Origin of the sequence: Burkholderia sp. BCC1996 (assembly GCF_905339955.1) — a bacterium.
GTDB lineage: Bacteria > Pseudomonadota > Gammaproteobacteria > Burkholderiales > Burkholderiaceae > Burkholderia.
The window spans coordinates 227022-249653 of the sequence record NZ_CAJPHM010000009.1 but is presented as its reverse complement, the minus strand read 5'-3'; the positions used below and the strand labels follow the sequence as shown (position 1 = coordinate 249653).

Here is a 22632-nt window from a genome sequence, read left to right as displayed (position 1 = left end):
CCACGCACACTTCGTTCGCCGTCGACCGGAGTTGGCGCTTCAGCGCTTACCCCGGTCCCATGCAAGGCGCCCCCCGCGGGGGCGGCCCGCCGGAGGCTCACATGATCATTCATCTGGACGGCCGCGCGCTGACGGTGGCCGACGGTGCGACCGTCGCGGCCGCCGTCGCGGCGAGCGGCGACGACACGACGCGCGTGTCGTGCACGGGTGCGGCGCGCGCGCCGTTTTGCGGTATGGGCATCTGCCAGGAGTGCAGGATGACGATCGACGGCCGCCGCCGCCTGGCTTGCCAGACGCTGTGCCGCGACGGGATGCGGGTGGAGCGCACGCGATGAGCACGGCGAAACAGGAACGACTGAGCGTCGACGTCGCGATTGTCGGCGCGGGCCCGGCCGGGCTGTCGGCGGCGCGGGCCGCCGCACGAAGCGGCGCGACGGTCGCGATCGTCGACGACAATCCGCGCGCGGGCGGGCAGATCTGGCGCCAGGCGGCGGCCGCGACGCCGGTGCCGGCCGCGGCGGAACGCCTGGCCGTGCTGCGTCAGCCGAACGTCACGCATCTCGCGGCCACGCGCATCGTGGCCGAAACGCAGCCGGGCACGCTGCTGCTCGAGGACGACGAGCGCGGCTTCCTGCTCGAATTCCACACGCTGATCGTGTGTTGCGGCGCGCGCGAGCTGCTGCTGCCGTTCCCGGGCTGGACGCTGCCGGGCGTGACCGGCGCGGGTGGCCTGCAGGCCCTGATCAAGTACGGCCTCGACGTGCGCGGGCAGCGCACGGTGATCGCCGGCAGCGGCCCGCTGCTGCTCGCGAGCGCGGCGACGGCCCGTCAGGCCGGCGCGCAGGTGTCGCACGTGCTCGAACAGGTGGCGTGGAGCGACGTGGCCGGTTTCGGCGCGGGGCTTTGGCGCTGGCCGTCGAAACTCATGCAGGCGGCGAAGCTCGTCACGGCAGCCTACCGGCCCAATGCCCACGTCGTCGAGGCGTTCGGCGACAAGCGGCTCGAACGCGTGCGGATCCGGCAGGGCGAGCGCGAGTTCGAGGTCGACTGCGACCGGCTCGCGTGCGGCTTCGGCCTCGTGCCGAACACCGTGCTGCCGAGCCACCTCGGCTGCCGGATAGAAAACGGCGCGGTGGTGGTCGACGCGCATCAGCGCACGAGCCGCGACGGCTGTTTCGCGGCGGGCGAGTGCACGGGTGTCGGCGGCAGCGAACTGGCGATGGTCGAAGGCGAAATCGCCGGCTACGCGGCCACCGGGCAGACGGCGCCGCTGGCCGAGCGGATTGCGCAACGCGCGCACTGGCAGGCGTTCGCGGATGCGGTGCGCGAGCGCTTCGCGATACGCGAGCCGATCCGCAAGCTCGCGCGCCCCGACACGCTGCTGTGCCGTTGCGAGGACGTGCGCTTCGACGCGGTCGCAGACGCGGCCGCGCCGGCGCAGGGCTGGACGGCCGCGAAGCTGCAGACGCGCTGCGGGATGGGCGCATGCCAGGGCCGCGTGTGCGGCGCGGCCGCGCAGGCGCTGTTCGGCTGGACGCCGCCGGTGCCGCGCACGCCGCTCGTGCCCGCGCGAGTCGGCACGCTGATGCTGGACGACATCGCGTCCTGCGACGGCGCCTGATGCGCCACGGCGCAGCGCCCGGTTCGCGCCGGGTCGCTGCGTCGCTCACTCCGCCTTCACTTTCTCCCATCCGCCCACCTGCGGCGCCGCACAGGCACGCAGGCACTCGATCGCGGCGGCCACGGCCGCGCGCTTCGCGCTGTCCGGATGCCAGTAGATCGACACCGCGCCCTGGCCCTCGAGCCGCATCGGCAGGATGCGGATCGCGTTCAATTGCTCGAAGCGCCGCGCGGCACGATGCGATGCGACGCCGAGCAGGTCGGTGTTGTTCAGCAGCGTGAGGTTCAGGATCGACGAATTCGATTCGACGCAATGCGGCGGCTGCACGCGCCCGGCGGCCGTCAGCGCGACCTGTAGCGCGTTGTGCACGGGGGTGCCGGGCGGCCAGACGATCCACGAGCAGGCCAGCACCTCGTCCCAGCCGACGGATGCCGCGCCGACGAGCGGGTGATCGGGCCGCGCGACGAACACCACCGGATCGACATACAGCGCTTCGGCGTGCAGGTGCGGATCGACGGACGCGGACCCTGAACGGCCGACGACGATGTCCAGCTCACCGCGCGCGAGCTGCGGCATCAGCTGGTTCATCGTGCTCTCCGCGAGCCGCACCTGCGCGCGCGGCATCCGCTTCAGCAACTGCGATACCGCGAGCGGTACCGTATCGGCGGCCGCGACGCCCGACGTGCCGATCGTGACCAGGCCGCTGCCGCCTTCGCGCAGCGCGGCCATGTCGTCGCGCGCGACGTCGAGCTGCGCCTCCACGCGGCGCGCATGCTCGATCAGCGCGTCGCCATAGGCCGTCGGCCGCAAGCCGCGCGCATGCCGCTCGAACAGCGGCAGGCCGACATCCTCCTCGAGTTCCTTCAGCCATTTCGACAGCGCCGGCTGGGTGGTCGCGAGCGCAGCCGCCGACTGGCTCAGGTTGCCCGTGCTGGCCAGGCTCAGCAGGACCTGCAGGTGCCGCAATCGCAGCCGGTGGGTCCAGTCCATCGCACGCTCCGTATCGGAAGGTATATCCGAATCAATATGGATTAGATGATTTCGTCATTTTACCGGGTATGTCTGCGTCGAATATAAATGCGCTAACGGACTGCGGCACGCGGTCCCCGACCCGACACAGCGCCGACCGCGATCGGCCGCCCCAAGGAGACATCATGACCAGCCGACACCCGGATACGTCGCGCGCCGATTACTACGCCCGGATCGCCGAGCAGCGCCTCGCGCCGTTGTGGGAATCGCTGCACAACCTCGTGCCGAAGACGCCGCAGCCGGCCGCGCAGGCCGCGATCTGGAAGTACGCGCGGGTGCGCGACCTGGTGATGCAGGCCGGCAGCGTGATCAGCGCGGAAGAAGCCGTGCGCCGCGTGCTGGTGCTGGAGAACCCGGGCCTGCCCGGCAAGTCGAGCATGACGCCGACCCTGTACGCAGGCCTGCAGCTGATCCAGCCCGGCGAGATCGCGCCGAGCCACCGCCATACGCAGTCGGCGCTGCGGTTCATCGTCGAAGGCAAGGGCGCATGGACCGCGGTGAACGGCGAGCGCACGACGATGCATCCGGGCGACTTCATCATCACGCCGTCTTGGGCGTGGCACGACCACGGCAACCCGGCGGTGGAAGACGGCGGCGAGCCGGTCGTGTGGCTCGACGGGCTCGACATTCCGCTCGTCGCGAACCTCGACGCGGGTTTCGCCGAAAACCATCCGACGGCCGAGCAGCCGGTGAGCCGCGCGGAAGGCGACAGCTTCGCGCGCTTCGGCCACAACATGGCGCCGGTGCGGCATCGCGCGAGCGATCCGACGTCGCCGGTGTTCAGCTATCCGTATGCGCGCACCCGCGACGCGCTCGACGCGCTGTACCGCAACGGCGAACTCGACGCGTGGGACGGCGTGAAGCTGCGCTACGTGAACCCCGCCACGGGCGGCTGGCCGATGCCGACGATCGCGACCTTCATGCAGTTCCTGCCGGCCGGCTTCGACGGCCGCACGTATCGCAGCACCGACGCGACGATCTACTGCGTCGTCGAAGGCAGCGGCACCGCGCACATCGGCGCCGACGCGTTCGCGTTCGAGCCGCACGACATCTTCGTCGCGCCGTCGTGGGCGCCGGTGCGGCTGTCGGCGTCGTCCGACAGCGTGCTGTTCAGCTATTCCGACCGGCCGGTGCTGTCCGCGCTGAACCTGCTGCGCGAAGCGCGCGACTGACGCCGGTTTTCCACGCTTCGTTGCGTGCGCCGCCGACGCGGCGCGCGTTCCTTCCTTCATGCCTACGCTGGAGCCGTTCATGACTTATGTTTTCCCGCCCGAAGCGCCGGTGGCGCTTCCCGTCGCCGGCAGCGACGCCCGCTTCGCGGTGCGCCGCGTGTACTGCGTCGGCCGCAACTACGCGGCCCATGCGCGCGAAATGGGTTTCGATCCCGATCGCGAACCGCCGTTCTTCTTCTGCAAGCCGGCCGATTCGATCGTGCCGGTCGCCTACGGCGAAACGCTCGATCTCGCGTATCCGTCGCAGACGCAGAACTATCACTACGAAGCCGAACTCGTCGCGGTGATCGGCAAGGGCGGCGCCGACATTCCGCTCGAGCGTGCGCTCGAGCACGTGTGGGGTTATGCGGTCGGCCTCGACATGACGCGCCGCGACCTGCAGATGAAGATGCGCGAGATGGGCCGGCCGTGGGAAATCGGCAAGGCGTTCGACCGTTCCGCGCCGATCGGCCCCGTGCATCCGGCGAGCGAAGTCGGTCATGTCGAGCAGGCCGGCCTGTGGCTGACCGTCAACGGCGCGACGAAGCAGAAGAGCGACGTGTCGCACCTGATCTGGTCGGTCGCGGAAACGGTCGCCGACCTGTCGAAGTTCTTCCGCCTCGAGCCGGGCGACGTGATCTTCACCGGCACGCCGGAAGGCGTCGGCGCGGTGGTCAAGGGCGACGTGATGCAGGTCGGCGTCGAGCGGCTCGGCGAACTGGCCGTGCGCGTGGTCTGACGCGCGCGCCTTGCTTTCCTCGAAAGGTCACATCGTGCAACTGCATAGCTTCTTCAACAGTTCGACGTCCTATCGGGTGCGCATCGCGCTCGCGCTGAAAGGACTGCCGTACGACACGCTGCCCGTGAACATCCGCACGGGCGAGCACCGCGAGGCCGGCTACGTCGCGCAGGTGAATCCGTCGGCGTCGGTGCCGGCGCTCGTCGACGGCGATTTCCGTCTCGGCCAGTCGCTCGCGATCATCGACTACCTCGACCGGATTCATCCGGCGCCGCGGCTGATTCCGCTCGAACCGCGGCAGCGCGCACGCGTGCTGGAACTCGCGACGCTGATCGCATGCGACATCCACCCGGTCAACAACCTGCGGGTGCTGCGCTACCTCGACAGCGAACTGCAGGTCACGCCGCAGCAGAAGAGCGCGTGGTACCGGCACTGGGTCGCGGAAGGGATGGCCGGCGTCGAGCGTCTGCTCGTGCGCGCGGACACGGGCCCGTGGTGTTTCGGCGAGGCGCCGACGCTCGCCGACGTATGCCTCGTGCCGCAGGTCGCGAACGCGCTGCGGATGGATTGCGACCTGAGCGCGTATCCGCGCAGCCTCGCGATTCATGAACACGCGCGGCGCGAGCCGGCATTCGACGCAGCGCAGCCGCAGCGGCAACCGGACTACATCGCGTAACACGAAGCAGGAGACAGACATGGGCGAGACACACAACACAGGCCGACGCGTACTCGTGATCGGCGGCGGCATCGGCGGGCTCGCGGCGGCGCTGGCGCTCGCGCGCCAGGGCATTCGCGTGAAGCTGCTCGAGCAGGCCGCGCAAATCGGCGAGATCGGCGCGGGCATCCAGCTCGCCGCAAACGCGTTCAACGCGCTCGACGCGCTGGGCGTCGGCGAGGCCGCGCGCGGCCGGGCGGTGTTTACCGACTGGCTGCAACTGATGGATGCGGTCGATGCGCGGGAAGTCGCGTGCATCGATACGGGCGCCGCGTATCGCGAACGCTTCGGCAACCCGTATGCGGTGATCCATCGCGCGGACATCCACCTGTCGATCTACGAGGCGGTCAAGGATCATCCGCTGATCGAGTTCCGGACCAGCACGCAGGTGTGCGGGTTCGAGCAGGATGACCACGGCGTGACCGTGATCGACCAGCACGGCGAGCGTTATCGCGCCGATGCGGTGATCGGATGCGACGGCGTGAAGTCCGCGATCCGTCACGCGCTGATCGGCGACGCGCATCGCGTGACGGGGCACGTCGTGTATCGCGCGGTCGTCGACGTCGACAACATGCCGAAGGATCTACAGATCAATGCGCCGGTCGTCTGGGCCGGCCCGCATTGCCATCTCGTCCACTATCCGCTGCGCGGCGGCCGGCAGTACAACCTCGTCGTCACGTTCCACAGCCGCGAGCAGGAAACCTGGGGCGTGCGCGACGGCAGCAAGGAGGAAGTGCTGTCGTACTTCGACGGCATCCATCCGCTGCCGAAGCAGATGCTCGACCGGCCGACGTCGTGGAAGCGCTGGGCGACCGCCGACCGCGACCCGGTCGAGCGCTGGAGTGCGGGCCGCGCGACGGTGCTCGGCGACGCTGCCCATCCGATGACGCAATACCTCGCGCAGGGCGCGTGCCAGGCGCTCGAGGATGCGGTGACGCTCGGCGCGGCCGTCGCGCAGACCGACGGCGACTTCGAGGCCGCGTTTGCGCTGTACGAGCGCGTGCGGATTCCGCGCACCGCGCGCGTGCTGTATTCGGCGCGCGAGATGGGGCGGATCTATCACGCGAAGGGCGTCGAGCGGCAGGTGCGCAACGCGCTGTGGGTCGGACGCACGCAGGCGCAGTTCTACGATTCGCTCGACTGGCTGCACGGCTGGCGCGCGGAGGATTGCCTGACATCCGTTGCCTGACCCATTTCGGTTTGCATCCGGCGGCGCGCATTTCAACGACATCGCGCGCGACCGCCTTCATGGAGGAGACATCATCATGGCCGATACGCTGTCCATCGACGTCAGCGAATGGATCGACCGGCATCGCGTTGCGCCGTTTCAGGCCGCGATCGTCGTGCTGTGCTTCCTGATCGTCGCGATCGACGGTTTCGACACGGCATCGATCGGGTTCATCGCCCCCGTCATTCGCGCGGAATGGGGCCTGTCGCCCGCGCAGCTCGCGCCGGTGTTCGGCGCGGGGCTCGCCGGGCTGATGGCCGGTGCGCTCGTGTTCGGGCCGTTCGGCGACCGGTTCGGCCGCAAGCGCCTGCTGCTCGCCTGTGTCGCGTGTTTCGGCATCGCGAGTGCGGCGTCGGCGAGCGCGGGCGGTCTGACCGAACTGATCGCGTGGCGCTTCGTGACGGGCCTCGGGCTCGGCGGCGCGATGCCGAACGCGATCACGCTGACGTCCGAGTATTGCCCCGCGCGGCGGCGCTCGCTGCTCGTGACGACGATGTTCTGCGGCTTCACGATCGGCTCCGCGCTCGGCGGACTCGCGGCCGCGTCGCTGATCGAACGCGACGGCTGGCGCGCGGTGCTCGTCGTCGGCGGTGCCGCGCCGCTGCTGCTTCTGCCGGTGCTCGCATGGCGCTTGCCCGAATCGGTGCGCTACCTCGTCAACACCGGCGCGGCGCGCGAACGGGTCGCGGCGATGCTCGCACGCATCGCACCGGACCCGCATCTCGCGCACGCGTCGTTCATCGCACCGCGCGGCAAGCCGGCCGCTTCGCCGCTCGGCCGCCTGTTCGGCGCCGACCTGCTGCGCGGCACGCTGCTGCTGTGGCTCACGTTCTTCATGAGCCTGCTCGTCATCTACCTGTTGTCGAGCTGGCTGCCGACGCTGTTGCGCACGACCGGCGCGACGTTGCAGACGGCCGCGCGCGTGACCGCGATGTTCCAGGTCGGCGGCACGCTCGGCGCGATCGTGCTCGGCGGGCTGATGGACCGCTTCGATCCGCATCGCGTGTTGGCATGCAGCTATGCGGCGGCCGGCGTGTTCGTCGCGGCGATCGGCGTGCTGGCCGCGTCGCCGGCGGGCGCCGCGCTGGTCGTGTTCGCCGCGGGCTTTTGCGTGTCGGGCTCGCAGGTCGGCGCGAACGCGCTGTCGGCCGCGTACTACCCGACCGAGTGCCGGACCACGGGCGTGAGCTGGGCGAACGGGATCGGCCGCGGCGGGTCGGTCGTCGGTTCGATGGCGGGCGGGGCGATGCTCGCGACGGGGCTGCCGTTGCCGATCGCCTTCGCATTCGTCGCGGTGCCGTGCGTGATCGCCGGGATCGCGGTGCTGGTGCTGGGCGCGGTACGGGCCGGCGAGAAGCGCGCGGCGGCAGCCGATGCGCTTGCCGGCGAGCAGGCGTAGCGGAGGCGGGGGTGGGCGTCGCAGACGGCGCTTTCCTTTTTTCTGATTTCTGATGGCGCCGACCGAAAGTACGAGTCAACGATATATAAATATATATAATATCGATTCGTTAATCGAATGCGATCGCCCTCATGAACGCCGACCCTTCCACCGGGCTGCCCGAGCCCGATCAGATGCGCGCCGCCGCCGAATCGGCGTGCGCGCTGCTCAAGGTACTGTCCAATCCCGATCGCTTGCTGCTGCTGTGCGAACTGTCGCAGGGGGAACGCTGCGTGAGCGATCTCGAGGCGCGGCTGGATATTCGCCAGCCGACACTGTCGCAGCAGCTCGGCGTGTTGCGGGACAACGCGCTCGTCCGCACGCGCCGCGAAGGCAAGAACATCCACTACTCGCTCGACAGCCCGGCTGCGATTGCGGTGATGGGCGTGCTGTACGAACAGTTCTGCGGCCCGGCCGCGAAGGGGACGCGCGATGCAGCTTGATGCGCTTCATTTCACGCCGTGGCTGTCGCTTGCCGGCGGCGTGCTGATCGGGCTTGCGGCCGCGTGGCTCATGGCGTTCAACGGGCGGATCGCCGGAATCAGCGGTATCGTCGGCAGCCTGTTTACGGTCGGTGCGGCGGAGCGCGGCTGGCGTGCCGCGTTCGTCGCCGGGCTGATCGCCGCGCCGCTGCTGATGCGTGTCGCCGGTGCCGCCGTGACGCCGCAGGTCGATGCAGGTTGGGGCGAGTTGCTGGCGGCCGGCCTGCTGGTCGGGATCGGCACGCGCTATGCGGGCGGATGCACGAGCGGTCACGGCGTCTGCGGGCTGTCGCGCGGCGCGACGCGCTCGATCGTCGCGACGGCGGTCTTCATGGTCGCGGGCTTCGCGACCGTATTCGTGCAACGGCACGTGCTCGGGGGCTGACATGCAGGCAGGATTCGCGTTTCTCGCGGGGCTGGTGTTCGGCGTCGGCCTCATCGTGTCGGGGATGGCCAACCCGCAGAAGGTACTCGGCTTTCTCGACCTGGCCGGCCGCTGGGATCCGTCGCTCGCATTCGTGATGGCCGGCGCGATCGGCGTCGCCGTGTTCGCGTTCGCATGGGCGAAGCACCGGTCGCGGTCGTTGCTCGGCCTGCCGATCCAGTGGCCGGCCGTGCGGACGATTACCGTGCGCCTCGTCGCCGGCAGCGCCGTGTTCGGCATCGGCTGGGGGCTTGCCGGGTTCTGCCCGGGGCCGGCGATCGTGTCGATCGGGCTCGGGTCGGTGAAGGGCATCGCGTTCGTCGGCGCGATGCTGGCCGGGATGGCATTGTTCGAATGGATCGAGCGCGCGCGGAAGGTGCGGTAGCAACGCGCGGCTGCTGCGGCCGAGGTTGTCGGCGTGGCCGAATCGGCCCGGCGAGGGCGCCGGCAGGGCTGGAATTCGTCGCCGGGGAGCGACACGGTGATCGTGCGGCGACAACGGCGACGGCGTGTAGGCGTCGCGCGGTCGGGCTCGAATTCGTCGCCGGGTGGCGACACGGTGATCGTGCGGCGACAACGGCGACGGTGTGTAGCCGTCGCGCGGCCGGGCTCGAATTCGTCGCCGGGTGGAGCGACGCGGTGATCGCGTGGCGACACCGGCGACGGTGTGTAGCCGTCGCGTCAGGACTGCTCGCGCACATGCCGCTCGCCGAGCAGCCGCGCGGACGCCCGCTGCAGCCACGCACGCCACACCGCGAACACGCCGGGCCTAGCCACGGGCGCCGCGACGGTCGCGGCAACCGGCCCGGCGCCGCCGGCGGACAATGCCACGTGACCGGCCGTCTCGATTGTCAGGCATTCGCCTTCGTCGAGCACGCGGCGAACGTATTGCGGCGCATCGGGCAGCCAGTCGAGCCCGCCGTGACGTAACGTGACCGCGAGCGCGCCGTCGAGCACGATGACGCGGCTGCCCTTGTCGAACCACGCAAAGTGGCTTTGCCCGGCGTCGAGCCGGATGTCGTGCGTCCGCATGGCGTGTCCTTTTCCCGGTTGCGCGGCCCGGCGATGGCAGGGCGACGGCGTGCAATCAGGTTAAGGAAACGCGTGCGGGCAGGACAGATTCAGGGGACGGGTATCTGTTACGGTGCAGACGGCGATTTCATGTTGCTGTATCGGTGAGTTTCCCCGGAATCTGTATCTGGCGTGCGCCCGGGCGCGCGGGCAGGATGGCCCGCATGACGCCCATCACCGATCCATCCCGCATGACTTTGCCGATGGCCGGCGAGCCGCTTTACGAACGGCTCGCCGAGCATTACCGCCGCATCATCGCGGCCGGCACGCTGTCGCCCGGCGACCGGATGCCGTCCGTGCGTGCGTTCATGGCGCAGCACGGCGTGAGCCTGTCTACCGCGACCCAGGCCTTCCGGCGGCTCGAGGACACGGGCTGGTGCGAAGCCAGGCCGCGCTCGGGCTACTTCGTGCGCCGGCGCGCGGCGGCCGCGCTCGACACGCTGCCGGAAAGCGACGGGCAGCCGCTGAGCGTCGAGCCGCCGTTCGCGGGGCTGCACGAACGCGTGTCGCGCGTGATCGATCGCGCGAATGCGACGCCCGACGCGCTGAATCTCGGTGGCGCATCCGCGCTGGCGACGCTGTACCCGGCCGAGCGCTTGCAGGCGCTGGCGATCCGGCTGCTACGGCGCAAGCCGACGCTGCTGACCGACGCGGGGCCGGTTGGCGGTTCGGCCGAATTCCGGCAAACGATGGCCAAACGCGCGTTGTCGTACGGCGTGACCGTGTCGCCGGACGACGTGATGTCGACGAGCGGCGGCGTCGATGCCGTGAATCTCGCGTTGCGCGCGGTGGGACGCCCCGGCGACACGATCGCGATCGAATCGCCGGCCTTTTTCGGCTTGATCCAGCTGCTCGAAAGCCTCGGCCTGCGCGCGCTCGAGATTCCGGCCAGCCCGACGACCGGGTTGTCGATCGAAGCGCTCGACGTGGCGCTGTCCGCGTACCCGGATATTCGGGCCGTGGTCGTCGTGCCGAATCTGCAGAACCCGCTCGGCAGCGTGATGCCCGACGAACGCAAGGCCGCGCTGGTCGCGCTGTGCTCGCGTCACGGCGTGGCCGTGATCGAGGACGAGCCGTATCGCGAACTCGTGGAAGCGCCGCACGCGGTGAAACCCGTGAAGGCATGGGATCGCGACGGCACGGTGATCTATTGCCCGTCGCTCAACAAGGTGCTGGCGCCCGGAATGCGGCTCGGCTGGATGAGCGCGGGCCGCTGGCACGCGCGCGTGAAGATGCTCAAGTTCGCGCAAAGCCGGCACAACGCCGCGTTGCTGCAGGCCGTCGCGGCCGAATTCGTCGGCTCGGGTGCGTTCGACCGCCACCTGCACCGGTTTCGCGAACAGCTTCGCGTGCAGCGCGATGTGACGATCGATGCGATCGCGCGCCATTTTCCCGCCGGCACGCGGATGAACCGGCCGCCCGGCGGCATGCTGCTGTGGATCGCGCTGCCCGACGGCGTGCGTTCCGAAGCCTTGTTCGATGCCGCGCTCGCACGCGGGGTAAGGATCGCGCCAGGCGCGATCTTCTCGAATTCCGACCGCTTTGACGCGTATATCCGGCTTGCCTGCACGCGGGTGTTCGACACGGCACATGAAGCGGCAATCGAAACGCTCGGCCAGTTGATACGCGACGCGTCGGCCGCTGCGTGAGCAGGGCGGGTGTCGATCGGGCCGGCGCGTTGGCTACCGGGCTCGGCGGTCGTGACGAGAGCACGGGCCGGCCGATCCGGCTCGCCGCATTCTCCGCGGCCGGCCGCCGCGCGGCGACGCGCCGACGATACGATTTCGGCGATTTCATCGGCTGACCGCATGCGCGGCGAGGTGCTGACGGATCAGCGACAGATAGCGATCTCCGACCGAGAAGTCGCGTGCGGCACGCGGCCGCTCCGCCGGGCGCAGCGTGGCCGGCGCGCTCATGCCCAGATACCGGCATACCGCCGACGGAAAGGGCTTTCGCGTATGCCCGAGCTGGCGCGCCGCACGCTCGACGCGGGCGTCGCCCACCTGCGCACGCAGCCATGCCAGCACTTGGCGATCGGTGTCGTTGACGATACGGACCAGATGTTCCATCGCGCACCTCACTGTTCATAAATACAGTACTGTAAATATAACCAGTGTTTGCGGCGACCGCAAGCGGATGCGCACGCGCCTGGCCGTTCGGCCAGGGTCAACGCGCCGGCGCGGCGGCGCGGGCGATGCGGGCGGCGGCCGGGACGGGATTCGCGTAGCGTGCGTCGGTCAGCGTGCCGAGGAACGCGACGATGTCGTCGATTTCCGCGTCGGTCAGCGCGGGCGGCGTGCCGGGCCGGCGGTTCATCGGCGTCGAATTGACGTTGATGTTGCCGCGATAGGCGGCCGGCACGTCGTCGAACGTCCGGGCGCCGTGATACCAGCGGCCAGGGTCGGTCGAGCGCGTGTTGTAGAACGCGACCGCGTCGCGCAGCGTCGTGAACACGCCGTTGTGCATGAACGTCTGCTTGACCGCGACGTTGCGCAGTCCCGGCGTGCGCAGGTAGCCGCACCATTGCGTCGGCTCGGGCCAGCGCAGCCGCGCAGCCGTATCGCACAGACCGTTGTCGAAATGGCGCGGATCGCGGTTCGCGGGCAGCGCGTGGTTGCGCGGCACCGCGATCGCGTCGTAGCCGAAATCGGTGAAGAGCGAGCGCTCCGGCCGGCTCGACGTTTCCGACAGCGTATGGCAGCTCATGCAATTGCCCTTGTCGGGATTGCGGAACAGCGCCAGGCCGCGCATCTCGGCCGGCGCGAGCGGCTTGCGCGTGCGCAGGAACGCGTCGAAGCGCGACGTGAACGGCGCCATCTCGTCGCTCTGCAGATAGGCCTCGACGGCCGAGCCGAGCGCCCGCACCAGTTGCTCGGGATCGCGCCGCACCGACGTGCCGAAGCGCGCGGCGAGATCGCCCGCCAGTTTGGTGCCGTCGACCTTGCGCAGCAGCGCGGCCGGCGACCGGTTGTTCATCTCGTTCGGGTCGAACAACGGCCCGCGGATCTGTTCGGCGAGCGTGTCCGCGCGGCCGTCGCTGAACAGGCCGCCGAACGGCGACGGCGCGGGCGCGTCGTCGTCCTGGTAGAAGTGGCGGCGCGGCACGTAGCGCACGTAGAGCAGCGATGGCGCGTTGCGCTGGCTGAAGCGCCCGTGGCGGCTGCCTTCCGGCACGCCCGGCCCCGCGAGCGAAGCGGCCGACAAGGTCGGCGCGAACGCGCGCCCCGGATCGTGGCAGCCCGCGCACGACATGCCGCGCGGCTCGGACAGCCGCGGATCGAAGAAGATCCGGCGGCCCAGCGCAACCAGCGTCGGGTCGGGCGCGAAACGGGCGGTGGCCGCGTCGACCTTGTCGGTCACCTGCGGCGTGCCGTTGCCGATCGTGCCGACGACGCGCGCAGGCGGCGCGCCGGGGAGCAGGGTCGTTTCGGCAGGTGCGCCGTGGGCCGCGAGCGCCGCTCCGGCGAGCACGGCGGCGGCAAGGGCGCGTACCGCCCGTCCGCCGGCGGCCGGAACCGCGGCGGACGCCGAACGCCCGGCGAGGGCGACCGAAGGAATCGGCTGCCTTCGCGATCCAGCAGTTCGTCCCCGGCAGCCGGCCGCATCCGCCGAACACGCCGAACACGCCGCATACGCCGCATACGCCGAATCCACCGAATCCACCGAACACGCCGAATCCATCAAACCGCCATGCAATCGAACTTCATCACTCACGGCGCGATGAACCCCGTCTTGTCGCATGCGAGCGTGTTGCCCGACTGGTCGCACGACGCGAGCAGCTTGCCCGCCGCCGAATACGCATGGAACACCCAGCCCGTCGCCGGCGCCGCGCGTCGCTCCATGATCAGGAAACCGAAGCTGTTGTTGTGCGACAGCCGTTCGATCACGGCGCCCGGCGCCGGCGTCAGGCCGGCGGGGAACGGGTCGGGCAGCGCGACGTCGAGGTTGTCGCCGCCGTTGCCGGACACGATCGTCGCCGGATGCCCGGACGAGAAGTTGATCGCCTGGAAGTCGTGCACGTGCCCGTGCAGCGCGACGTGGATGCCGGGCGGGTAGTACGCCTGCGCGTTCAGGCTCGCCATCACCGACTGCAGCGCGAGGTTGCCCGGCGCGGGCGTGCTGCCGGCGATCGGCGCGAACGCGAGGATCGGATGATGGTTCGTGAAGATCGTCGTCGACATGCCGGCCTTCGACGCGAGCGACGCGACCGTCTGGAACTGCTTCTGGTAGATGCGGAATTGCGCGTCGGTCGTCTTCAGCGGATTGCGGCCGACCTTCGCGGTGTCGAACACGATCACCTGCGTACCGCCGCCGAGCGACACCGCATAGGGATCCGAGTAGTTCGCGTCGTCGTCGTTGGCCGGATCGTCGCACGAACGGGCCGCCGAATACGGGCGCGGATCGAGGAAGCGGTACCAGCCCTGGCCGGCCCGTGCGCATTCCTCGTGGTTGCCGCGCACGACGACCCACGGCGCTTTCGCGAACAGCGGCGCGGCCGGGCGGAACAGGTCGGCCTGCCACGCATCCCAGCCATAGCCCCACGGGCTGTCCTTGCAGCCGGCGATGTCGGGCGGGCACGCGTTTTCGCGGTAGTGATAGTCGCCGACGTGCAGCACGAGGTCCGGCGACAGCTTCGCGACGCTCGCCGCAATCGTGTCGAACGGCCAGACCGTCGCGTCGTTGCACGCCTGCCATGCGTTGTCGGCCTTCTTCATCCGGCAACCGGTGTCGGCGATGATCGCGATGCGCTGCGGCTGCGCTTTCGGCAGCGGCAGTGCGCGGCCCGCGACGCTCGCCGTTTGCGCATCGGCCGGCAGCGCCCCTTCGCAGACCGACACCGGGAAGCTCGACGGTTTCGAGTCGGCCGCGGCGCTCGCCGTCGGACGCTGCGCGACGGTCGCGGCGCCGGCGCGCAGCGTCATGCGTGACAGCTTGCCGTCGACGGACAGTTGCGGGCACAGCGGATCGCTCGCGGATGCGGGGCTGTAGCTCGTGATCACGCGTGCGATCGCCTGGTTCGCGTCGCCGATCTCGACCCACGCGGCCTGGAGGTTGATCGCGGCGCTGGCCGGATCGGCGGGCGTATCGATGTGATTCGAACACGCGGACAGCGCCGCGAGGGCAACAAGCGGAGCGCAGCGCGCGAGCAGTGCGCGCGGGAGGAGTCGTCGCATGAGAGGCACCGTAGGAAAGTCGTCAACGATACGCAGCGCGAGTGTAAGAAATGTGAAGGGCGGAGTCCGACGGCCGGCCGGCGCGCGAGTCGTGCCGCGGTCGCGGCCTTGACCTCAAGCCGGCTTGAAGCAGCATAGTCCGGATCACGGTCAACGATACGGACGAAAAAGGAGAATCGACGATGAAAGACAGCCGGGCAAACGAAGCGCAGTCTGCGCTGTGGAATGGTCCGTCGGGGCTGGCATGGGTCGACGCGCAGCGCTCGCTCGACCGGATGTTCGAGCCGTTCGAGACGCTGCTCGCGGACGCGGCGGCCGCGGCATCCGCGCGCAGCGTGCTCGACGTCGGCTGCGGCACCGGCGCGGTGACGCTCGCGATCGCACGGCGGCTTGGCAGGCACGCGCACTGTACCGGCGTCGATATTTCGGCGCGGATGATTGCCGCCGCACGGGCGCGTGCCGAACGCGCCGGCCTGGGCGCCGGCTTCGCGCATGCCGATGCGCAGACGCATGCATTCGCGCCGGCTCGGTTCGACCTGATCGTGTCGCGCTTCGGCGTGATGTTCTTCGACGATCCGGTGCGCGCCTTCGCGAACCTGCGGCAAGCGGCGCGCGCGAACGCGCAACTGCGATTCGTTGCATGGCGCGGCGCCGCCGACAATCCGTTCATGACGACGGCCGAACGTGTCGCGGCAACGTTGCTGCCGGACCTGCCGGCGCGGCAGCCGGGGGCGCCGGGGCAATTCGCGTTCGGCGACCGGCAGCGGGTCGCGTCGGTGCTGTCGGACAGCGGCTGGGCCGACATCGCGATCGAGCCGATCGACCAGGCGTGCGCGTTGCCCGAGGCGGCATTGAACGACTACATCGCGCGGCTGGGCCCGGTCGGGCTCGCGCTTCAGGACGCGGACGACGCGACGCGGCGGCGTGTGGTCGAAACAGTGCGCGCTGCGTTCGAGCCTTACGTGCAGGGCGCTGACGTGCGGTTCGACGCGGCGTGCTGGCTCGTCACGGCGCGGGCGCCGTCTGCATGACGCGTCAGGCTACGAGGACGACCGACGTTCGGCATGCACGCTGCCGTTTGCGCATGACGAGGCAAGGCCGCGCCGCCGCGCAAACGACAGATATCAGCCGCGCCTCGCACGCAACATCAGCCACGCGCAGCCCGCCGCGACGAGCGCGAGCCCGAGCAGCACCGCCTCGACGCCGAGCGCGAAACCGGGCGGCATCTCGCCGCTGTTCGGCACGGGCGACAGGTTGGCGGTGATCGCGATCGCACCGCCGGCCAGCAACGCGATGCAGACGATCCAGTAGACCTTGCCGCGCGGCGCGGCGGTGCGGATTCGCCACAGCGCGAGGCCGACGCCACCGAGGTAAAGCACCGCGAGCGTCGCGAGCGCGATGAAGTCGCCGGTGCGATCGTGCAGCAGGCCGCTCATCGTGCGACTCCGTCGGAGGCCACGCGTCCGCACGATGCGATGAACGCGTCGACCGCGTGGCCGATCCGGCCGTTCACGCGCTCCCGCAGCATCGGATACAGCCCGGACCGCAGCGTCAGCGGCAGGTTGTAGCGGAAACCGAAGTACGCGAGCACGAGCCCCGTCAGCCCGTAGATCGCCCATGCATGGAAGCCCCAGTGGAAGAAGGGCATCAGCATGGCCTCGCGCGCGGTGGCGGGCGTGCTGGGGGCGACGGCCTGCGGCTCGAACGCCGTGGGGGTGGAGGGACGGGAACCTGGCATGGCTGGCATCCAGTTGTGGGCGCAACGAGGCGCGACGCCGCCCGGCGCGCGCGTCGCACGTCGGACCCTGATACGGCGTGCGTCGAGTGTAGCGCGGTGTCGGGACTGCAAGAAGGGGCAAGCAGCAGGGATTAACCTGATGAATTGTAGGGTATCGGGCCGATCGCGAAAACCCTCGCACTGCGCGGCGCGTGCGACGGAGCGCAGACCGAGCGCAGACGAGGCGCGGAATCCGGCGCCCCGGATGATGCGGACCGTCCGGGGCGCCGGCAGGCGATGCGCTGCCGCGATTTCAGAACGTCACGGCGATCCCGGCCATGCCGACGAACTGGCCGTGCGTCGTCGACGGCGTGAGCTGCTGCGAGTCGCCGACGATCGGCGCCGCGTCGACGATATGGCCGGCACCTTGCGCGCCGAGCGTGCGCCCGCTCGAATGCGTATACGCCTGCAGCGCATAGAGCGTCGTGCGCTTCGACAGGCTGTACGACTCCTTCAGCGAATACTGCTGGTAGCGGGCCGCGTTCGACACGCCGTTCGCCTTCGACGCGAGCGTGTACGCGAACGCGCCGGCCACCGAGAAGGTCGGCGTGAAGCGGTACGCGGCGAGCGCGCCGTAGGTGTTGAACACGGCCGTATTCGCGAACGCGGAGCCGTTGCCGGGCAGGTACTTCACGTTCGAGTAGTTGAGGCCAATCGTCAGGTTGCCGAGCGTGTAGTTGCCGGCCGTCGCGACCTGCTCGACGGCCTTCGCGGTCAGGTAGCCCTGGTTCAGCACCGACACGGCGAAGCTGCCCGACGCCGCGGTCGCCGGATTCAGGAACCCCGCCGACGAACCCGAACTGTTGATGCGCAGGTAGCCGGCCGCGATTCCGACCGGCCCGTTCGCATAGCGCAGCGCGGCGCTGAACGTATTGCCCTTGCCGGTCGCGCCGGCGATGCCGCCGAACGCGTACATCGCGCTCGCGGTCAGCCCGGACAAGATCGGAGACGTATAGGTGACCGAGTTGTTCACGCGGATGGTCGTGTCGAGGCCGTCGATGTCGCCCGGATGCGCGCCGGTCGCACCGGTCAGCCAGCTGCTCGACGCGTAGGGGCCGACCAGCAGGAAGTACGGCGTGTACTGGCGGCCGGCCGTCACCGTGCCGTAATGGTCGTTGCGCAGCCCGACGAAGGCCTGGCGGTTGAAGATCGTGCCGGCGGCGGCTTGCGCGCCGGTGTTCAGGTTGAAGCCGGATTGCAGGTCGAAGATCGCGTGCGTGCCGCCGCCGAGATCCTCGTCGCCGCGCAGCCCGAACTTCGACGCATACAGGTTGCCGTCGCGCATGTACACGTTCGAGTGGCCTTGCTGGTTGTTCACGTACGCGAGCGAATCGTCGACCACGCCGTACAGCGTCACGCTGCTCTGCGCATGGGCGGCGGAAGCGCCGAGCGACGCGGCGGATAAAATCAGGATTACATAATGATGATGCGGTGCCTTCATTGTCGATCTCCAGGTCTCTTCAGGGGGCGGGAGGCTGGACGGCCTCCTCTTGGATGGCGGGGCGGGCCGCGTGCGCGGTCCGCCCGAACATGGCTCGGCGCTTGCCCGAGCGTGCGCGGTCAGTCGTCGAGCGCCACGACGAGGCGACGCCACGCGCCGTCCCGCGCATCGTGCTCGACGCGCGCGCCGCGCACCGCAAGCGCGCCTTGCAGCGACGCCGGCAGCAGGATCTCGAGGCGCTCGGCGGGGCGATGCATGCGGCCGTCCCAGCGGACCGACACGCCGAGTTCGCCCGACGCCTGGCGGCCGGTCTCGATGCGCCACAGCCCGTATTCGCCGTCGCGCCACGCTTCCGTTTCGCCGTCGTCCTCGACGCATTCGCCGTATGCGACACCGTCCTCGATGCGCGGCGCGACGAGGAAGCCGCGCGTGTCCGCGCGCGCGCCGAAGCGTTGCTCGGCGACGTTCAGCGGCAGCACGCGGCCTTCGCGCAACAGCATCACCGGCGTGTCGAGCGGCGCGGGCAGCGTCACGCTCGCGCCGCCGTCGAACGATCGCGCGCTCGCGCAGCACAGCCAGCGCGCGCCCGACGGCAGGTAGACCGTGCGCTCCGTGCGGCCCGGGTCGACCACCGGCGCGACGAGCAGCGCGTCGCCGAGCATCATGTCGTCGCATTCGTCGTAGCAGCGCGGGTCGCGGGGGAAGTCGCCGAAGGTCGGCCGCAGCACGGGCTCGTAGCGCGTGGTCGACAGCCACAGCAGGTGATAGAGATAAGGCAGCAGCCGGTAGCGCTGCTTGATCAGCGACGCGATCCGCGCGGTGATCTCCGGATACATCCACGGTTCGTTGACGGTGCCGTCGTCATTCCACGAATGGATGCTGAAGCGCGGCATGAAGATGCCGAACTGGACCCAGCGCAGCAGCAGCTCGGGCGACGGTGCGGGACCGGAGAAGCCGCCGATGTCGTGACCGATGTTCGACACGCCCGACAGCGCGAGCCCGAGGCCCATCTTCAGGTTGTAGCGCAGCGTTTCCCATGACGTGTAGTTGTCGCCGGACCAGGTCTGCACATAACGCTGCATGCCGGCGCCGCCGGAGCGTGACACGAGGAACGGCCGCTGCGCCGGCGCATGCGCGCGCTGCGCGTCGCGCGACGCACGCATCATCAGCATCGTCTGCAGCACTTTCGCCTCGCGCGCGGGAAATGGCTGGCCGAAGCCGTGCGCGATCGCGTCGGGCGACCAGATCTCGTATTCGTTGTTGTCGTTCCAGGTCGACTCGATCCCGTAGTCGAGCAGCGCCGACGTGACCTGCTCGCGCCACCAGCGGCAAGCGTCCGGTTGCGTGAAGTCGATATATGCGCCGACCTCGTCCCAGAACTGCACCCACGCGGGTTCGCCGGACGCCGAGCGGATCAGCAGCCCGCGCGCTGCAGCGTCTTCGAATGCGGGATGGTCGCGCAGCAGGCACGGCTTGATGTTCGCGCACAGGCGGATGCCGTGGTCTCGGTAGTGCTTCACGAAACCCTTCGCGTCGGGAAACTTCTCGCGGTTCCAGTTGAACACGTAGCGCTTCGCGCCGATCGACGTATAGCCCGACGACAGGTGGAACGAATCGCACAGGATGTCGTGCGATTCACACTGCTCGACGAACCGGTTCATCTGGCGCTGCGCGTCCGGCGCGTCGGTGTAGCTCATCGTCGATCCCGAATAGCCGAGCCCCCATTTCGGCGTGCGCGCCGGGCGCCCGGTGAGCCACGTGAAGCGCCGTGCGGCCGTGAGCGGCGTGTCGGGCGATGCGATGAAGTAGTAGTCGAGATCGCCGTGCTCGGCGACGAAGTAGCGGTACAGCCCATGGTAGTTGTCGAGCTCGCGGCCCATGTCGAACGTGCAATCCGACAGCGTGTCGTAGAACAGCCCGAAGCCCTGGCACGCGTCGGGCGACCAGGTCACGTAGAACGGGATGTGCTTGTAGAGCGGGTCCGTGTGCTTCGCGCTGTAGCCCATCGCGTCGATGTTGCGCATCTCGAAGCGCGCGCCGGTACGGTCGAGGTCGCCCGCGCGTTCGCCGAGGCCGTACACCTTGTCGCCGCGCTCGCGGGCGACGTAGTGATAGGCGCGGTCGTCCCACCAGCCGAAGTTGTACGCCTGCGTCGCGCGGTCGGCGAGCACGACGCGCCACGTGCCGTCGGCACCACGCATCGACCACGTGCAATGGCCGCCTTGCCGGCTTACCGTAAGACGGATCTGCGCGGTCTCGATGCGCACGCCGCCGTCGTCTTCGCCGAAGTCGTAGACGGGCAGCGCGAACCCGCCGAGGTCGAGACGGTCGCGGCCCTCGAGCGGCACGTCGTCGAGGCCCGGTGCGATCGTCCAGGTGCGCGGGTTGCGCGGCGTCGCGTCGGGCAGCACGCGCACGCGCACGATGTCGTCCTCGAGCACGAAGATCTCGAGGGTCGCGCCCGCGTCGGACGCGAGCAGCACACGGTTCGCCTGCCGGGCGGCGACGCGGAACACGGGCGGATGAAGAAGCGAAGTCATGAAGGCGATTCCTGGTGAAAACGGAGGTCAGGCGTGTTGCGCGAGCAGGCGTTCCTGCTTCGACTGCCCGCGGATCAGCACCGCGAGCAGCGTGACGCCGATGAGGTCGAACAGGCCGAGGCACGCGAACAGCGGGGCATAGCCGATCTTGTCGGCGAGCGCGCCGACCAGCAGCGAGAAGCCGAGTCCGCCGATCCACGCGGCCATGCCCGCGAAGCCGCTGGCGGTGCCGACTTCCTCGGGATCGAACACGTCGGCCGACAGCGTGTTGACGAGCGCGGAGATCATCTGGTGCGCGAAGCCGCCGACGCAGAACAGGGCAATGGCCGTGTACGGCGACGACACGAGCCCGATCATCGCCGGCCCGAGCATCAGCACCGAACCGAGCGCGACGCCGGCGACGCGGGACCACACGAGCGGCAGTTTGAACCGGTTCGCGAGGCAGGGCGACAGGTAGCCGCCCGCGATGCCGCCGAGGTCGGCCGCGAGAAACGGCATCCACGCGAACACGGCGATCTGCGTGAGCGCCATGTGGCGCTCGGTGGCGAGGTACAGCGGAATCCAGAAGCTGAAGGTCTGCCATGCGGGTTCCGCGAAGAAGCGCGGCAGCGCGATCGCCCAGAAGCGGCGCGCGGTGACGACGTCGCGAATCCGGCGCTTCGACACGGCCGGCATCGTGGCCTGGCCGTCGCGGATCAGCGTGCGCTCCTGCGACGTGAGGCGCGGATGATAGGCCGGCGAGCGGTACTGCGTGTACCAGAGCGCGGCCCACAGGAAGCCGAGGGCGCCGGTGACCATGAACGCGGATTGCCAGCCGAACCGCATCGACAGGAACACGACGAGCGGCGGCGCGATCGCGGCGCCGAGCGACGTGCCGGCATTGAAGTAGCCGACCGCGACGGATTTCTCGCGATCGGGAAACCATTCGGCGACGGCCTTCATCCCCGACGGAATCGCGGCGGCCTCGAACAGCCCGAGCAAGCCGCGCAGGATGCCGAGCGACAGCCAGCCCGACGCGAAGCCGTGCGCGACGCCGACCACCGACCACAGCATCGCGAACAGCGCGAACCCGAGCCGCAGCCCGATCAGGTCGACGATGAACCCGCACACCGGCTGCATGATCGTGTAGCCGATCTGGAACGCGCCGACGATATACGAGTACTGCTGCGTCGAGATCGCGAACACCTGCTTCAGTTCCGGTGCGAGCACCGCGAGGGAGTTTCGAGCGAGGTAGTTGAGGATCGTGCCGAGGCATACCAGCACGATGATCCACCAGCGCAACGCCTTGACTGTTTTCACTGCTGTCTCCTGATCCATGCAAGTCGCCCGGCCAGGGCGTCTCGTCCAGTCTTATTCGTACGATGTCCGATCTTAATGAGCGCCGATTCGCCCGGCTTTCCTCGAAATGACCACATTCAATCGAACATTTCGATGCTGTCGAAAGTCGATGTTATCAGACGACTGATCATTTTCGAGCATCCTATGTTCGAATTCGAATCAGGTCAACGTGAATCTGCATTCGAACGAACATGCTTGGGGTATTCCCGATAGGCGTGCAGATGGGGTATCCGGCGCGTTGCGTGACGACCGAGCGCCGAACGCCCGCTTGCCGGGGCCGAGCGGCCGTCGACGGGCCGACTGCATCAGCCGGGCCCGGCAATGGGCGTGACAACCCTGATGAAAATTTATTTTTTTCCTGCCGGCGGATTGTGTAAATTGATTTTCATCCACCTTGCAAAACC

At 69.2% G+C, this 22632-nt stretch carries 21 protein-coding genes and 1 pseudogene; 12 read left to right on the top strand and 10 right to left on the bottom strand.

Annotation, left to right across the window (positions count from 1 at the left end; genetic code table 11):
* The first annotated feature begins 101 nt into the window (after positions 1–101).
* A complete protein-coding gene (locus U4Z64_RS16010; RefSeq protein WP_011658575.1) occupies positions 102–335 on the top strand; it encodes a 2Fe-2S iron-sulfur cluster-binding protein in 234 nt (77 codons plus the stop codon).
* The gene (locus U4Z64_RS16005) at positions 332–1621 is read left to right on the top strand and encodes an FAD/NAD(P)-binding oxidoreductase (protein ID WP_321820455.1); all 1290 of its coding nucleotides are present in this window, start codon (positions 332–334) and stop codon (positions 1619–1621) included. The genes U4Z64_RS16010 and U4Z64_RS16005 overlap by 4 nt, the downstream gene beginning before the upstream one ends.
* 45 nt (positions 1622–1666) lie before the next feature.
* Here U4Z64_RS16005 and U4Z64_RS16000 read toward each other — a convergent pair whose 3' ends face one another.
* A complete protein-coding gene (locus U4Z64_RS16000; protein WP_044842887.1) occupies positions 1667–2611 on the bottom strand; it encodes a LysR family transcriptional regulator in 945 nt (314 codons plus the stop codon).
* A gap of 164 nt (positions 2612–2775) precedes the next feature.
* On the opposite strand from U4Z64_RS16000, the gene gtdA reads away from it, so the two are divergent.
* The 8 genes from gtdA (at position 2776) to U4Z64_RS15960 (ending at position 9272) form a co-directional block, all read left to right on the top strand.
* Positions 2776–3822: a gentisate 1,2-dioxygenase gene (gene gtdA / locus U4Z64_RS15995; RefSeq protein ID WP_321820454.1), complete on the top strand. Its 1047-nt coding sequence runs from the start codon at positions 2776–2778 to the stop codon at positions 3820–3822.
* A gap of 79 nt (positions 3823–3901) precedes the next feature.
* Complete coding sequence (locus U4Z64_RS15990) at positions 3902–4600, top strand: fumarylacetoacetate hydrolase family protein (protein ID WP_321805823.1); 699 nt, start codon at positions 3902–3904, stop codon at positions 4598–4600.
* Between the two features lie 34 nt (positions 4601–4634).
* On the top strand, positions 4635–5276 hold the full coding sequence (gene maiA, locus U4Z64_RS15985; protein ID WP_124891568.1) for a maleylacetoacetate isomerase: 642 nt from the start codon (positions 4635–4637) through the stop codon (positions 5274–5276).
* A gap of 19 nt (positions 5277–5295) precedes the next feature.
* Positions 5296–6504, top strand: a complete 1209-nt coding sequence (locus U4Z64_RS15980; protein ID WP_321820453.1) for a 3-hydroxybenzoate 6-monooxygenase — start codon at positions 5296–5298, stop codon at positions 6502–6504.
* A 76-nt stretch (positions 6505–6580) separates the two neighbouring features.
* Positions 6581–7942, top strand: a complete 1362-nt coding sequence (locus U4Z64_RS15975; protein WP_321820452.1) for an aromatic acid/H+ symport family MFS transporter — start codon at positions 6581–6583, stop codon at positions 7940–7942.
* A gap of 131 nt (positions 7943–8073) precedes the next feature.
* A complete protein-coding gene (locus tag U4Z64_RS15970; protein ID WP_044842893.1) occupies positions 8074–8424 on the top strand; it encodes an ArsR/SmtB family transcription factor in 351 nt (116 codons plus the stop codon).
* Positions 8414–8848 carry a YeeE/YedE family protein gene (locus U4Z64_RS15965; RefSeq protein ID WP_321820451.1) on the top strand — a complete coding sequence of 145 codons (435 nt, stop codon included), beginning with the start codon at positions 8414–8416 and terminating at the stop codon, positions 8846–8848. Before U4Z64_RS15970 ends, U4Z64_RS15965 begins: the two co-directional genes overlap by 11 nt.
* Position 8849: 1 nt before the next feature.
* Complete coding sequence (locus U4Z64_RS15960; protein WP_321820450.1) at positions 8850–9272, top strand: DUF6691 family protein; 423 nt, start codon at positions 8850–8852, stop codon at positions 9270–9272.
* A gap of 296 nt (positions 9273–9568) precedes the next feature.
* On the opposite strand, the gene U4Z64_RS15955 is transcribed toward U4Z64_RS15960, so the two are convergent.
* Positions 9569–9919, bottom strand: coding sequence for a hypothetical protein (locus tag U4Z64_RS15955; RefSeq protein WP_124485012.1), 351 nt, complete (start codon positions 9917–9919; stop codon positions 9569–9571).
* Between the two features lie 203 nt (positions 9920–10122).
* On the opposite strand from U4Z64_RS15955, the gene U4Z64_RS15950 reads away from it, so the two are divergent.
* Complete coding sequence (locus U4Z64_RS15950; RefSeq protein ID WP_321820449.1) at positions 10123–11607, top strand: PLP-dependent aminotransferase family protein; 1485 nt, start codon at positions 10123–10125, stop codon at positions 11605–11607.
* 144 nt (positions 11608–11751) lie between these two features.
* On the opposite strand, the gene U4Z64_RS15945 is transcribed toward U4Z64_RS15950, so the two are convergent.
* The 3 genes from U4Z64_RS15945 to U4Z64_RS15935 all read right to left on the bottom strand — a co-directional run bounded on the left by U4Z64_RS15945 (position 11752) and on the right by U4Z64_RS15935 (position 15132).
* Positions 11752–12027, bottom strand: coding sequence for a hypothetical protein (locus U4Z64_RS15945; RefSeq protein WP_044842898.1), 276 nt, complete (start codon positions 12025–12027; stop codon positions 11752–11754).
* Between the two features lie 97 nt (positions 12028–12124).
* Positions 12125–13429 (bottom strand): cytochrome-c peroxidase, encoded by a 1305-nt coding sequence (locus U4Z64_RS15940; RefSeq protein ID WP_415750577.1) that lies wholly within the window; start codon positions 13427–13429, stop codon positions 12125–12127.
* A gap of 239 nt (positions 13430–13668) precedes the next feature.
* Complete coding sequence (locus U4Z64_RS15935; RefSeq protein WP_321820447.1) at positions 13669–15132, bottom strand: metallophosphoesterase; 1464 nt, start codon at positions 15130–15132, stop codon at positions 13669–13671.
* 182 nt (positions 15133–15314) lie between these two features.
* Between U4Z64_RS15935 and U4Z64_RS15930 the strand changes: the two genes are divergently transcribed.
* Complete coding sequence (locus U4Z64_RS15930) at positions 15315–16163, top strand: class I SAM-dependent methyltransferase (protein WP_321820446.1); 849 nt, start codon at positions 15315–15317, stop codon at positions 16161–16163.
* Positions 16164–16256: 93 nt separating this feature from the next.
* Here U4Z64_RS15930 and U4Z64_RS15925 read toward each other — a convergent pair whose 3' ends face one another.
* The 5 genes and pseudogenes from U4Z64_RS15925 to U4Z64_RS15905 all read right to left on the bottom strand — a co-directional run bounded on the left by U4Z64_RS15925 (position 16257) and on the right by U4Z64_RS15905 (position 22189).
* Positions 16257–16568 carry a hypothetical protein gene (locus U4Z64_RS15925; protein WP_044843140.1) on the bottom strand — a complete coding sequence of 104 codons (312 nt, stop codon included), beginning with the start codon at positions 16566–16568 and terminating at the stop codon, positions 16257–16259.
* Positions 16569–16573: 5 nt separating this feature from the next.
* A pseudogene (locus tag U4Z64_RS15920) lies at positions 16574–16834 on the bottom strand (BCCT family transporter); the annotation flags it as partial.
* Between the two features lie 328 nt (positions 16835–17162).
* Positions 17163–18350 carry a porin gene (locus U4Z64_RS15915; protein WP_321820445.1) on the bottom strand — a complete coding sequence of 396 codons (1188 nt, stop codon included), beginning with the start codon at positions 18348–18350 and terminating at the stop codon, positions 17163–17165.
* A 119-nt stretch (positions 18351–18469) separates the two neighbouring features.
* On the bottom strand, positions 18470–20890 hold the full coding sequence (locus tag U4Z64_RS15910) for a glycoside hydrolase family 31 protein (RefSeq protein ID WP_321820444.1): 2421 nt from the start codon (positions 20888–20890) through the stop codon (positions 18470–18472).
* A 27-nt stretch (positions 20891–20917) separates the two neighbouring features.
* Complete coding sequence (locus tag U4Z64_RS15905; RefSeq protein ID WP_321820443.1) at positions 20918–22189, bottom strand: MFS transporter; 1272 nt, start codon at positions 22187–22189, stop codon at positions 20918–20920.
* Positions 22190–22632 lie beyond the last annotated feature (443 nt).